The organism is Microbacterium sp. bgisy203 (assembly GCF_965345155.1).
GTDB lineage: Bacteria > Actinomycetota > Actinomycetes > Actinomycetales > Microbacteriaceae > Microbacterium.
Genome location: NZ_CBDRLZ010000003.1, coordinates 1 through 12,168 on the forward strand (window position 1 = coordinate 1; position 12,168 = coordinate 12,168).

A 12,168-nucleotide genomic window follows, 5' to 3' on the forward strand; every position below is an offset into this window, starting at 1 on the left:
GCCGGCGGATCTCCGCCCAATCTTCCACTGAAATCACCCTCCAAGAGTGTCGGAGGGGTCAAGACTCAAACGTCGCCTCGGGGTCAGTCTTCACCCGTCGTCGACAGGTGCGTTCGCGTTGCTCTTCGATCGACATGCGCCGGCGATCTACCGCTACGCGGCGCAGCGGCTGGGAGAGGGCAGCGCCGAGGACGTGATGTCGGAGACGTTCCTCGTCGCCTTCGAGAAGAGAGCAGCGTACGACCTCGCGATCGTCGATGCTCGCCCCTGGCTGTTCGGGATCGCCACCCGCTTGATGCATAAGCATGTGCGGCTGGAAGCGCGGGCATGGAAGGGCATGGTCGCGGATCTCGCGGCGCAGCTCTCGCCCGACATGATCGAGCAGGCGGGCGCGCGGTTGGACGCGGCACGGCTCACGCGGCGCTTGGCTTCGGCGCTGCGTGGCCTGCCCGCGTCCGACCGCGACACCCTGCTGCTGTACGCCTGGGGCGACCTCGACTACGCGGGCATCGCACGCGCTCTCGACGTGCCGATCGGCACCGTCCGCTCACGCCTGAATCGTGCCCGCCGCATCCTGCGGACCGCGGCCGGCACCAACGATCCCGAACTGGAGAAGGAACATGGACGAGTTGACGCTGCTGCGCAACACGCGTAGCGAGACCGAACCGCCGGAGTCGACGTTGCACCGGGGCAGGGCGGCGCTCCTAGACGCAGCCTCCGGCTCCGCCCAGCCGCACATCAGCACGTCGCGCCGACCGAAACGCGCCCGACGCTTTGCGATCGGCGGACTCAGTACGGTCGGCGCCGCGGCACTGGTGGCGGGGCTCGTGCTGACGGACGTGGTCGGCCTCGCTGGCTGGCGTGGTGGGGCGGATGCCGCTGCCGCCGCCGTGCTCGACGAGGCGAGCGCCGCCGCGATCACCTCAGTCGATCCCGCGGTGCAGCCCGGCCAATATCTGAGGGTCAACACCAGGGGCGTACACCTCTCAAGCGGAGGTATCGGTGATGTTGTGGCGTCGTACCAGTACGCGTCCGATGACACTCTCTACCGCCCCGCAGATCCCTCCGATGACTGGGTGTGGGTCCGCGGTCCGCAATCCATCGCGGCGACATTCGGTCCGGAGTCCGAGCAGGTGGCGAACGCGTGGTGGGAAGCCGTGTCCTCCTCGTCAGGTTCATTCGAGGCTGGGGATCTTCTCCGGGCACCTGGGGGCGCGTTCTACGGGGGTGACGCCGGGGCGGGGTTTGCCGATCTGGACCAGCTTCCGCGTGACCCGTATCGACTGCTCAACTACATCTACCGTGTCACCCTCGGCTCCGGTCCCTCGCCCGACACCGAGGCTCTCGTGTACATGGCCGACCGTCTCCGTGCCGGGAACGTGCCCGCCGACCTGCGCGCCGCGATGTACAAGGCTGCGGCCATGATCCCGGGCGTCACGTTCATCAGCGATCAAGCCACCCTTGACGGCCGCACGGGGGTCGCGATCGGCCGCGTCGAGGACGCGTGGGGCACCCGGGTGGACATCATCATCGACCCCGATACCGGCACGTTCATCGGCGATCGCGAGGTCCTCCTCCGCGACCGGGACGGCGTACCGGCGGGCACGGCGGTGCGCTGGACGAGCGTCACCTCCTCGGTCGTCGACGAGGCGCCCGAGGGCGGATCGGTGTGCGGGAAGATGACCGTCAACCCGGAGACCGGGCAATGCTGACCGGGACAACTGTCGGAGTCGAACCGACGAGTCTCATCCTCCCTCCGACGGAGTCGCTTGTGATTCCGCTCGACCTGCACCGACCTCATGCGATGAGCGACCAGCGCTGATTGCACCACATCGATTCCCCTCGCGACCCGTGAGGGGGATCGATGTGGTGAAGCGCGTGCCGACTATTGCTTCTTCTCGCCACGTGAGTACTTTGATGCCTTGTACTCCTCGAGAGCAGACTTGCTCGACCGGTACCGGCCGTCGCTCCCGATGATGGCTTCGAGGCGCCCGCGCGATGCGGCTTGCTTTAAGGCGACGAGGCTGAAATCGTCGTCGACGAGTGCCTCGAGAGGCACGTACTTGGCAGGGCCGGCGATGTTCGGGATGAGCCGATGGAGATTGTCGACGACGGAGCGGCTGATCACCTCTGCCAGAGGCCCGTCATCCCCTTGATCCGAGCGTTCGAGTGCGCGGAGGTACTTCCGTCGCTGTTCCTTGAGGATGATCGCGGGCGGCCACCCGAGCCGGATGAGTAGAAGGTTGAGCAGGAGTCTTCCGCTGCGTCCGTTGCCATCGATGAACGGGTGGACGCACTCGAACTCGCGATGCAGCCGGGCCAGCTCCTCCGGAACCGCGGCGATGGTGAGTGATCCATCGCTGATCTGTTCTTGCAAGTGATTTGCTCGATCGACCCACGCGGTGATCTCGGACGGGATGAGCGGGAAGGTCGGGGGCTTCATGCCGCCCGCAAATTCCTGGATCTCATGCTGCCGCCAATTGCCTGGCCCTTCGGTGTCATGCGCATCCGGGTGTGGCGCCACCTCCCACACCTTCGCCATGGCGAGAGCATGGACGCGCCGAACCTCGGTGACGGTGACCAGACCGTCGTGCGACCACTCATCCGGGGCGACGGCCTGCTGGTATACCCACCGGGCGGCTTCGGCGTATCCGAGGACCTCCATGTAATCCTTCAGCTCCTTCGCCCCCACAGCGCGCCCCTGTTCGAGCAGGGTCTCGACTTCGCGGAGGACGAGAGTGTTTCCCTCGATCGCTGTCGAGTGGTGAGCTTCAAGATGCCACAGCTGATCCCACAGCGACTTGGCTTCGTAGGGCTTCGGCAGCCCGCCGTAGTTCGCCAGCTCATCGATTGCGGTCGCGAAACGCTTGTAGATCACTTCACGGCTCGGTCGTCCGCGTCCCGGCCGCCCACTCGTAGAATTTGTCATCACCGCTCCGCCCTAAATCAACATCGACAACTTAGCATGTTGTCATCGCTGACCACTGATTAGTCAACAACGACAAACTCAAGTCCGTCAGGCGTCTGAACGCACAGGACCGGGTCTTCGTGAGGAGATAGCTTCCGCCCAGAATCCTCGACCGTTTTGAGACGCGGCGCGGAGCGGTCGAAGCCCTCGAAATGATCGTCGAGCCTGAATCGGCGTAGGCTGAAATCGCGTGCTGAAAGCGGCGCGCGGCCGCGGGATCGCTCCTCAATCGCTGCCACGTTTCTGCCACGAATCGAACCGAATCGACCTGATCGAAACGGACGCCGCCGGGGTCAGAACCCGCGGAATCACGCGGTTTCAGTTGACTTCGATTGCCATCGGCGCGATTCCAAATCCCTCCGTCTCCGCCATTTTCCCCAGGTCAGGAGCCATTTTCGCGGCTCGACTGTTGGGTGCTGGCGGTCAGAGTCCGAGGCTCGGACCCTTCGAGGTGACCCCCAGGTGACCCCCGCTGCGGCCGAACTCCTCGGCGGCCGCGAGGCGGCGCACGTGGTCGCGGCGCTGGCCTTCGCCGAGGACGTGCGCGTAGACCGCGAGCACGGTGCGCGCATCGTCGCCCAGGTACTCCGATCACCGGCGGCAGGATCGTCCTGCCCTCCGGCCGCAAGGTGTCCGAGCGCGACTTGCTCAAGCCCCTTGGTGACCCGAAGAAGACGCCCGACTTCTACGAGCTAGTCGCCCTCCAGCACGGCAGGCTCGCCGCCAAGGGCGACCCGAACCCGTCAGCGACGATGGCCGACATCAGCGGTGTCGCGCTCTCCACCGCGCAGGGCTGGGTCACCCGCGCCCGCGCCCGCGGGCTGCTCCCACCGGGACGCCAGGGCCGCGCCGGATAGCCGGACTCGTCCGCTCTCCCAGAGCGCGGAAAGAGTCGGAGGCTGCAATCCGCTCGCTGTGCTCGGGCCTTGCGGTCTCCGACTCGGCCCCGCGCAGAGCATGGACCGGCTCGGGCCAGGAGCCAGGTGCGAGGGACGACTGAGCCAGCGAAATCCCTAGCGAGGAAGTAGCGTCCGAGCGGCAGTTTTCAGCGGAGCAATCATCTCAAGAGTCCTTCGCCAATGTATCCGCCGCTCTCGCAGCCAGGTGGGATGGCGAAGGTGGCGGAGCCGATGGGGATGGTCCATTGGTTGAGGAGGTCGAGTTCGTCCAGGCGGCGCTGGATGGGAACGAACTGAGCGGTCACATCGGCTTGGTAGGACGCGAAGATCAACCCTGACTCAGAGATGCCGTCGCCGCTGGGTGGGAGATCGTAGTTGTAGCTGCGTCGGTAGATGCGCTCGGTGCCGTCGCCACGGGCGCGCCGCATGTGGGCGAAGTCGGGGATGACGGGAAACCCTGCGGTGCCGGTGGCGGCGAAGTCGGGTTCATCAGTCTCGTTCGCCCCTGTGAGCGGTGCTCCGTTCGACAGGGTTCGGCCGATCGATGCCTCGCGCCCCACGCGGTCGAGCTCGTCCCAGGTGTCGAGGGTCATCCGGATGCGACGGATGACGAGGCCGGTGCCGCCGGCTAGCCAGCCGTCGGTGGCCCAGACGACGGAGTCGAAGTCCTCGGTTCCGGGGACGGGATTGACGGTGCCGTCGACCTGTCCGAACAGGTTCCGCATGGTCGTGCCGGATCGTTCGGTACCGCGGGCGCGGCGGAAGCCGTCCTGCCGCCAGCGCACGGTCGCGAAGCGGCGAGCATCCTTGAGCAGCATCCGGGCGGTGTGTGCGACGGTGACCGGGTCGTCGGAGGCGATCTCGATGAGCAGATCCCCGCCGCTCCAGGCGTCCTCGAGCTGGTCGATCGAGAACACGGGCAGCGGGGCGAGCCAGCCTGGGGCGGTTCCTCCCGCGCGGGCGACGAGACCGGGGCCGAAGCCGAAGGTGACGGTCAGGCGTGCGGGCGCGATCGCGAGCTCCGGTTCGGAGTCGGCGAGAGCGGCGACCCCCTGGGCGAGGCGCGCGGCGTCGTCGGTGAGGATGCGCATCATCCGGCGCAGCCCGTCTCGGCTCGTGCTCGGTGCGAGGTCGAGCCCGATGAACGCGGTGTGGGCCTGCGGAACGGTCGCGACGCCGGCCTGATGGGGTCCGTGGAATGGGACAGCGTCGCTCCTGGTGATCGCGTCGGCGTCGGCTGCCGATGTCGAAGAGGCGCGATCGCGGGAGGCGAGGGCGAAGTCTGCGCCGATCGCGGCGGCGGCGCCGAGGCCGGCGGCAGCCCCTCCGAGGAGGAGCTGTCGCCGGTTCACGCCGCGCCCGGAACCGGCGTCCTGGGCTTGGGGCATCAGTCGTCCCCGCCCATGTTCATGTCGTCACCTGTGTAGGTCTCGTTGGCGCCGGAGTAGTCCTTCGCCGGGGCGGTGAAGGTGTAGTCGGAGCCGTCCGAGAACGTCAGGGTGAACTCGATCTCGTCGCCTGCGACGATTGGGGCGGTCAGGCCCATGAGCATGAGGTGGTTGCCGCCCGGCTCGAGCGTGAGCGCGCCGCCGGCCGGGATGGTGAAGCCGCCGTCCTTCTCCTGCATGACCATCGAGCCGCTGCCGTTGTCTACGGTCTCGTGCAACTGCATCGAGGTCGAGGCGGTGCTGGTGGCCGAGACCAGGGTCACGTCGGCGTCGCCGTTGTTGGCGAGCTCGCCGAAGGCGGCGGACATGCCCTCGTCGGTGGCCTTGACCCAGGCGTCGGTGATCGTGACGCTCTGCCCGGCGGTTGTCGGGCCAGCGGCCTGGTCGGGCGTCGTTGTCGCGCATCCAGCGAGAGCGAGCGCAGCGGCGGCGGCCAGCGCGAAGACGACCGCCGGACGGCGGACGGTGAGTGTGTTCATCAGAATGGTTCCTTATGTCGTTCAGAAAGGGTTGGGTGTGTTCACGGAGAGCCGGGCTCGTCCGTGCCGTGTTGGGTGACGCGTCGGCGGAGGAAGCGACTGGCGATCCAGTAGCCACCGCCTGCGATGACGGCGCCGGCAAGACCGATGAGAACGATCCGTATCGCCCCCGGCACTCCCGGCTCTCGGGTGTCTGCGCTGTCCTGCCCGTTCGCTGCTCCTGGCGCCGTGGCGGCCGGTGACGGCCGTTCGCCGGCATCTCCGACGGCGAACGGGATGATCCCGCTGATGGGATGCCCGTCGCGAGAGACGACCTGCCATCGGATCTCATACCAGCCGTCGGGCATGCCGCCCTGCAGTGCGATCCGCGCCCTGGTGTCGTCGTAGGCGAGGTCGCCCTCGGTCCACGACTGCTCGGCGGCGTCGGTCACGATGATGATGCCGCCGAGCTCCATGAGTTCTCCGGAGAACTGCAGCACGACCTCCTCCGGTGGAGCCTGAAGCACTTCGCCGTCGGCCGGGGTCGATGCGACGAGCTGGTCATGAGCCTGGGCAGGCTCCGCGATCCAGAGCAGGCCACTGGTCATTGTGGCGACCGCGAGCGCGGCCGCGACGATGCGTATCCACCCGGAAACGGGTCGTAACATGGTGCGTCCAATGCTGATCGGCACGGCAGCGCCGCACCAGGGTGAGAGCCAGATCGTTACCGTCGGCGACGGTCGACCGCGAAAGAGCCGGCTGGTTGAGGTTCACGCCCCGAAGGGTCGGAACGGACGCCAGCCGCACGCTCCCGGGGCGTGTGCGACCCGGTGCGTCAGGAGAACGCGAGCAGAGTGGAGCGCGGTGGCCCTCTGCGGGAGATCGACGCCCCGAGCAGCAGATGCGCGAAGGGGCGCTGGTTCAGGAAATCGCCCACCAGCCGCGGCAGGGCGACCCGGATGGCAGCCGGACGAGGCAGTCGCGGGAACAGCGTGCGCACAAGCATTGCCGTGAGCTGCCACAGGCCGACGAGGGCGGCTTCGCCGCATCGGATCAGCAGGATGGTGACCACCGCTGCGATACCGTGCCCGACCCACATCCCGCCGTCGGGGTGATCCATGTGGGGAGCCATCTCGGTCCCGGTGTGCAGCAGTGTGATCGTCTGCGCATGATGCCCGGCGTGGCCGGCGGGGGCGTCTTCGATCAGGAACGCTCCGGGGCCGGTAGTGCCGAGCACGAACAGCCAGTGGAACAGGAGTTGGCTGGACAGTACCGAGAGCACCAGCCCCGGCAGAGACAGGACGCGCCCGGACAGCGGGAGGCATACGAACACCGAGAGCGCCAACGGCACCAGGATGCCCAGCATCTCCGGCACGGACCCTCCGGCGAGCACATGCGATATCAGCGCGATCAAGGTGGAGAACACCGCGACGAGCAGCGCCTTCCCGGCGCGCGCCTGCCGAGACAGACGCGCCCCGCGCAGCCGCGCCGGGACGGGCTCGCCGTCTCGGGCTGCTTCTGCAGTGCGAGGTCTCATCAATCTCATCCTAAGGATCGGCCGAGCCCCTCCGAGGAGCCCGCGGCGGGCGCATGGAGCACCTCCGACTATGCCCCATTATACGGTGGGGGGTATATTCGGAGCATGTCGACCCCCACGATCACGCCCGCGCGTCGCCGGGTGCAGCGGCGCACGCTGCTGTTGCTCTCCCTCGCCCAGGTGTTCAGCGGTGTCGGCACCGGCGCGGTGGTGTCGACCGGCTCCTTGCTTGCCGTCGAGCTGTCGGGGTCGGAGGCGTGGGCTGGTTCGGTGACCACGACGATGACGCTCGGCGCGGCAGTCGCCTCGGCGCTGCTGATGCGCCTGGCCCTGGCCAGGGGTCGTCGGATCGCCCTGTCGACCGGACTGCTGATCGGCGCTGCGGGAGCTGTCGGCGTCGTGCTCGCCGCCGTCAGCGGGGCCTTCTGGCTGCTGGTCGCCTCGGGGGTGCTGATCGGATTCGGGAACGCGGTGAACCTGCAGGCACGATTCGCCGCGACCGATCTGAGCGCGACCGAGCACCGAGGGCGCGACCTGTCGCTCGTGGTCTGGATGAGCACGATCGGCGCGGTCGCCGGCCCGAACCTCATCGGCGCCGGCGGGACACTCGCAGCCGGACTCGGCATTCCTGCGTTGTCCGGGCTGTTCGTGATCTCCACGGCCGGAATGCTGGTGGGCATGGCCGTCATCTGGATCGGCCTCCGACCCGACCCCTACCTCGTCCTCATCGGTCGGCAACCGCTGGCCGGAGCCGACGGAGCGGTCACGGCTGCGCCTGTGCCGGGAGGTCCGCGGCCGGGGTTGCGGCAGGGCATCCGGGCGTTGTGGTCCCACCCCGGATCGCGAGCCGGGCTGATCGGCATCGTCGCCGCGCATGCCGTGATGGTCGCGGTGATGTCGATGACGCCCGTGCACCTGACCGGGCACGGCGCCTCGATCACCATCGTCGGGCTCACCGTGAGCCTGCACATCGCGGGCATGTATGCGCTCGCCCCGGTGATGGGCGTGCTCACCGACCGGCTCGGCGGGCGCATCGTCGCCGCGGGCGGGATGGTGACGCTGCTGGTCTCGGCGCTGCTGGCCGGGTTCAGCGGCGACGCCCACATGGTGACCGTGATCGGGCTGATCCTGCTCGGCCTGGGCTGGTCGGCCGCGACCGTGGCTGGGTCGGCGATGATCGTCGCCGCCACCCCCGTCGCCGAGCGGGTTGCCGCCCAGGGCGCCTCGGACACGCTGATGAGCCTCGCCGGTGCTGCGGGCGGGTTGCTCGCCGGGGTCGCGCTCGCCGCGATCGGCTATCTCGGCCTCGGCGCTGCCAGCGCCGTGGTCATTCTCATCACCCTCGCGGTCCTGGCCTGGACCGCACGAACGAATCGGAGAACCCCATGACCATCCTCGCCTTCCTCAGCTCCACTCCCGGACGGTGGACCCGCGCCATCGTCGGTGCCGTCCTGATCGCGCTGGGCGCGATCCTCGGCGGCTGGTGGTGGCTGCTCGCCGCGCCCGGGCTCTTGTTCGTCCTCGTCGGCGCACTCGACGTGTGCCTGATCGCGCCGCTCGCGGGAAAGCCCCTGCGCGGCAAGGACTTCCGCGCCGCCCTTGGCCGCTGACCGGCCCGAACGAACGGACACGCATCATGCGCACGCTCCTCACCCTGCTCTCGCTCGCCTTCGCCGCAACCCTCACCCTGGCCGGCTGCTCCAGCCCTGCCCCCGTGACCGTGGGTGAGGATGCCGTCATCATCGACGTCCGAACTCCGGCTGAGTACGCCGAAGGGCACCTTGACGGCGCGGTGAACATCGACGTCTCCTCCCCGGCATTCGCCGACACCATCGCCGAGCTCCCCGCAGACGACGAGTATGTCGTCTACTGCCGGTCGGGCAACCGCTCCGCGCAGGCCGCCTCGATCATGCGCGACCACGGATTCGAGCATGTCATCGACGCTGGCGCCCTCAGCGATGCATCAACGGCCACCGGGATCGACATCGTCACCGAGTGAGCGTCAGCCCGCGCGACCACGCATGTTCGCATCCCGATACCCCTGGGGGTATACTCGAGCTATGGCTACCCGAGAGATCACCCTCGACAACCTCGAACCCACCATCGCCGGGAACGACATCGTGCTCCTGGACTTCTGGGCTGCGTGGTGCGGCCCGTGCCGCGCGTTCGCGCCCGTGTTCGAGACCGCCTCGACTACCCACCCGGACGTGGTGTTCGGGAAGGTCGACACCGAGGCGCAGCAGCAACTCGCCGCGGGGTTCCGGATCACCTCGATCCCGACCCTGATGGCGTTCCGCGAGAACATCCTGGTGTTCGCCCAGCCCGGCGCCCTCGCGGCCCCGCAACTGGAACAGGTGATCGCCGCCGTGCGCGACCTGGACATGGACGAGGTCCGCGCCCAGGTCGCCGCACAGGCTCAGCAGAGCCAGCAGGAGACGGCGCGATGAGGATCGTCATCGTCGGAGGCGTCGCCGGCGGCATGAGTTGCGCCGCCCGCGCACGGCGGTTGGATGAGTCGGCGGAGATCATCGTGCTCGAACGCGGCGAGCACGTCTCCTACGCGAACTGCGGACTGCCCTACTTCGTCGGCGGGGAGATCGCCGACCCCGCGAAGCTGCTCGTGCAGACCCCGCAGTCGCTTCACGCCGCGCTGAACCTGGACGTGCGCACAGGCCACGACGTCACCGGACTTGACCCCGAGCAGCGGGTCGTGACCGTGGACACCCCGGACGGGAGGACGCGGATCGGGTATGACGCGCTCGTGCTCTCGCCGGGTGCGCAGGCCGCACGACCCCCGATCCCGGGTCTGGACTCTCCGCGAGTGCGCACCCTGCGCACCGTCGATGACGCCCTTGCTCTGCGCGAGCAGGTCGAGGCCGGAGCGCGGCGCGCGGTCGTGCTCGGCGCCGGGTTCATCGGCATCGAGGCGGCCGAAGCCCTCGCCCGCCAGGGGCTGGACGTGACCGTGGTCGAGCTCGCCGAGCACGTCCTGCCCCCGCTGGAGGCCGAGCTCGCCGCGCTCGTGACGGGCGAGCTGCACGAACTCGGCATCGGCACCCGCACCGGGATCGCTGCGACCGGCATCCAGCAGGGCGCCGAGCACGACCTGGTCGCCCTCGGCGACGGCACGCTGCTGCCCGCGGACCTGATCGTCCTGTCCGTCGGGGTCCGACCCGACACCGCCGTGTTCGAGGCCGCGGGAGTGAAGTGCGAACGAGGCGCGATCGTCGTCGACGAGCACGGCCGCACCTCGATCCCCGGCGTCTGGGCTGTCGGCGATGCAACGGTCAGCGCCGACGCCGTCACCGGCATCCGCCGCCCGGTTGCACTGGCGGGACCGGCCAACCGCGCCGGACGACTCGTGGCCGACGACATCCTCCGACCCGGCACCGCCAGGCCGATCCCGCACCCGGTCGGCACCGCGATCGTCCGAATCGGGTCCGTCACCGCCGCGCTGACCGGCGCGAACCGTGCCGCGCTGGACGCGGCCGGGGTCGGTTACCGGACGATCCACCTGCATCCGAACCAGCACGCCGGCTACTTCCCCGGCGCGGCCCAGCTCCACCTGATCCTCCACTTCCGCGAGGCCGACGGGCTGCTGCTCGGCGCGCAGGCGGTCGGCGCAGAGGGGGTCGACAAGCGCATCGACGTGCTCGCCTCCGCGATCCGCGCCGGCATGAGCGTGGACGACCTGATCGACCTCGACCTGGCCTACTCGCCGCCCTACGGCCAGGCCAAAGACCCGGTGAACCTCGCCGGCATGGTCGGAGAGAACCTCCGCACTGGCACTCTGGCACTCTGGTACGCGCAGGACGTGGACCAGGTGCTCGCGCACTCGCTGGTCCTCGACACGCGCAGCAGGGCGGAGTTCGCCACCGGGCATCTGCCCGGCGCGCTGAACATCCCTCACACCGAGCTGCGCGAACGGCTCGACGAGGTCGGCACCGCGTCCGCGGGGCGTCCCGTCCGGGTGATGTGCGCCTCCGGAGTCCGCTCCGCGATCGCGCACCGCGTCCTCGCGCAGGCCGGGTTCGATTCCGCCTCCCTGTCGGGCGGCATCCTGACGCTCCGGGCGGTGCTCGGCGACCGCGCCGGCGAACTGCTGCGCTTCGAAGGGGCGATGCAGGATGCCTGAGCGTCGCACTGTCCGGGCCTGCGCGACGTCGCCCGCCGATCGGATCGTCCGGGGCATCGCCGCGCTGTTCGTCGGCGCGTTCGCGCTGAGCATGACCGGCCAGCCCTGGTGTGCGATCCCGGCCGGGGTCTGCTCGATCCTGCTCGCGGTCGGCGCGATCACCGGCTGGTGCCCCACCGACCTGCTCCGCACCCGTCAGGCTGAGACAGTCGAACAGAACACCCTCGGCTACACCGACGCCCGCCAGCACATCGACATCACCTGACCGTCTCCGACCGAGAGGAACCCCATGCGCACCACCGACCCCGACGTCCAGCGCCGCATCCTGCACCGCCTGCGCCGCGCCCGCGGCCAGCTCGACGCCGTCATCAACGCCGTCGAGCAGGAGAAGCCCTGCCGCGATATCGTCACCCAGCTCGCCGCCGTCTCCAGCGCCCTCGACCGGGCCGGCTTCGCGATCGTGTCCACCGCCATGAAGGACTGCCTCACCGACCCCGACACCGCCCTCGCCGAAGACGGCATCACCACCGAAGAGCTCGAGAAGCTCTTCATGATGCTCGCCTGACCACGGACCCCACAGACAAGACAACGGAGGAGAACGCCCATGTGCCAGCAAGTCACCTGCTCACGCTGCGGCCGACCGACCTGGACCGGCTGCGGTCAGCACATCGAGACCGCACTCGCCGGAGTGCCCGAAGCCGACCGCTGCCACTGCCAGGAGGC

At 68.9% G+C, this 12,168-nt stretch carries 16 protein-coding genes; 10 read left to right on the forward strand and 6 right to left on the reverse strand.

All coding sequences use genetic code 11. The features are described from left to right. The first annotated feature begins 46 nt into the window (after window positions 1–46). Together ACRVYW_RS05770 and ACRVYW_RS05775 are read left to right on the forward strand one after the other, a co-directional pair. Entirely contained in the window at window positions 47–655 is a 609-nt protein-coding gene (locus ACRVYW_RS05770; protein WP_431802620.1) for an RNA polymerase sigma factor, read from the forward strand. After that, window positions 621–1,712, forward strand: a complete 1,092-nt coding sequence (locus ACRVYW_RS05775; RefSeq protein ID WP_431802622.1) for a CU044_5270 family protein — start codon at window positions 621–623, stop codon at window positions 1,710–1,712. Before ACRVYW_RS05770 ends, ACRVYW_RS05775 begins: the two co-directional genes overlap by 35 nt. A gap of 173 nt (window positions 1,713–1,885) precedes the next feature. On the opposite strand, the gene ACRVYW_RS05780 is transcribed toward ACRVYW_RS05775, so the two are convergent. Both ACRVYW_RS05780 and ACRVYW_RS05785 read right to left on the reverse strand, forming a co-directional pair. Then, window positions 1,886–2,878 carry a Fic family protein gene (locus tag ACRVYW_RS05780; protein ID WP_431802624.1) on the reverse strand — a complete coding sequence of 331 codons (993 nt, stop codon included), beginning with the start codon at window positions 2,876–2,878 and terminating at the stop codon, window positions 1,886–1,888. Window positions 2,879–3,391: 513 nt separating this feature from the next. Further along, entirely contained in the window at window positions 3,392–3,529 is a 138-nt protein-coding gene (locus tag ACRVYW_RS05785) for a hypothetical protein (protein WP_431802626.1), read from the reverse strand. Between the two features lie 83 nt (window positions 3,530–3,612). Here ACRVYW_RS05785 and ACRVYW_RS05790 point away from each other — a divergent pair, with 83 nt between their 5' ends. Then, complete coding sequence (locus ACRVYW_RS05790) at window positions 3,613–3,825, forward strand: hypothetical protein (protein ID WP_431802627.1); 213 nt, start codon at window positions 3,613–3,615, stop codon at window positions 3,823–3,825. A gap of 200 nt (window positions 3,826–4,025) precedes the next feature. Here the strand turns inward: ACRVYW_RS05790 and ACRVYW_RS05795 are convergent, their stop codons facing one another. The 4 genes from ACRVYW_RS05795 to ACRVYW_RS05810 all read right to left on the reverse strand — a co-directional run bounded on the left by ACRVYW_RS05795 (window position 4,026) and on the right by ACRVYW_RS05810 (window position 7,310). After that, window positions 4,026–5,255: a Dyp-type peroxidase gene (locus ACRVYW_RS05795; RefSeq protein ID WP_431802629.1), complete on the reverse strand. Its 1,230-nt coding sequence runs from the start codon at window positions 5,253–5,255 to the stop codon at window positions 4,026–4,028. Next, a complete protein-coding gene (locus ACRVYW_RS05800; RefSeq protein ID WP_247961560.1) occupies window positions 5,255–5,794 on the reverse strand; it encodes a copper chaperone PCu(A)C in 540 nt (179 codons plus the stop codon). The genes ACRVYW_RS05795 and ACRVYW_RS05800 overlap by 1 nt, the downstream gene beginning before the upstream one ends. A gap of 41 nt (window positions 5,795–5,835) precedes the next feature. Then, window positions 5,836–6,441: a copper resistance CopC family protein gene (locus tag ACRVYW_RS05805; protein ID WP_431802631.1), complete on the reverse strand. Its 606-nt coding sequence runs from the start codon at window positions 6,439–6,441 to the stop codon at window positions 5,836–5,838. A gap of 167 nt (window positions 6,442–6,608) precedes the next feature. Continuing rightward, a complete protein-coding gene (locus ACRVYW_RS05810) occupies window positions 6,609–7,310 on the reverse strand; it encodes a hypothetical protein (protein WP_431802633.1) in 702 nt (233 codons plus the stop codon). A 105-nt stretch (window positions 7,311–7,415) separates the two neighbouring features. Between ACRVYW_RS05810 and ACRVYW_RS05815 the strand changes: the two genes are divergently transcribed. From ACRVYW_RS05815 to ACRVYW_RS05845, 7 genes are all read left to right on the forward strand, one after another. Next, window positions 7,416–8,699, forward strand: a complete 1,284-nt coding sequence (locus ACRVYW_RS05815; RefSeq protein WP_431802635.1) for an MFS transporter — start codon at window positions 7,416–7,418, stop codon at window positions 8,697–8,699. Further along, window positions 8,696–8,920: a YgaP-like transmembrane domain gene (locus ACRVYW_RS05820; protein WP_247961556.1), complete on the forward strand. Its 225-nt coding sequence runs from the start codon at window positions 8,696–8,698 to the stop codon at window positions 8,918–8,920. The genes ACRVYW_RS05815 and ACRVYW_RS05820 overlap by 4 nt, the downstream gene beginning before the upstream one ends. 26 nt (window positions 8,921–8,946) lie before the next feature. Further along, window positions 8,947–9,309: a rhodanese-like domain-containing protein gene (locus tag ACRVYW_RS05825; protein ID WP_247961555.1), complete on the forward strand. Its 363-nt coding sequence runs from the start codon at window positions 8,947–8,949 to the stop codon at window positions 9,307–9,309. Window positions 9,310–9,370: 61 nt separating this feature from the next. After that, a complete protein-coding gene (locus ACRVYW_RS05830; protein ID WP_247961554.1) occupies window positions 9,371–9,757 on the forward strand; it encodes a thioredoxin family protein in 387 nt (128 codons plus the stop codon). Further along, window positions 9,754–11,445 carry an FAD-dependent oxidoreductase gene (locus ACRVYW_RS05835; RefSeq protein WP_431802638.1) on the forward strand — a complete coding sequence of 564 codons (1,692 nt, stop codon included), beginning with the start codon at window positions 9,754–9,756 and terminating at the stop codon, window positions 11,443–11,445. Before ACRVYW_RS05830 ends, ACRVYW_RS05835 begins: the two co-directional genes overlap by 4 nt. Then, window positions 11,438–11,710: a YgaP family membrane protein gene (locus ACRVYW_RS05840; protein WP_247961552.1), complete on the forward strand. Its 273-nt coding sequence runs from the start codon at window positions 11,438–11,440 to the stop codon at window positions 11,708–11,710. Before ACRVYW_RS05835 ends, ACRVYW_RS05840 begins: the two co-directional genes overlap by 8 nt. A gap of 24 nt (window positions 11,711–11,734) precedes the next feature. Next, a complete protein-coding gene (locus ACRVYW_RS05845) occupies window positions 11,735–12,010 on the forward strand; it encodes a metal-sensitive transcriptional regulator (protein WP_247961551.1) in 276 nt (91 codons plus the stop codon). Window positions 12,011–12,168: the final 158 nt, after the last annotated feature.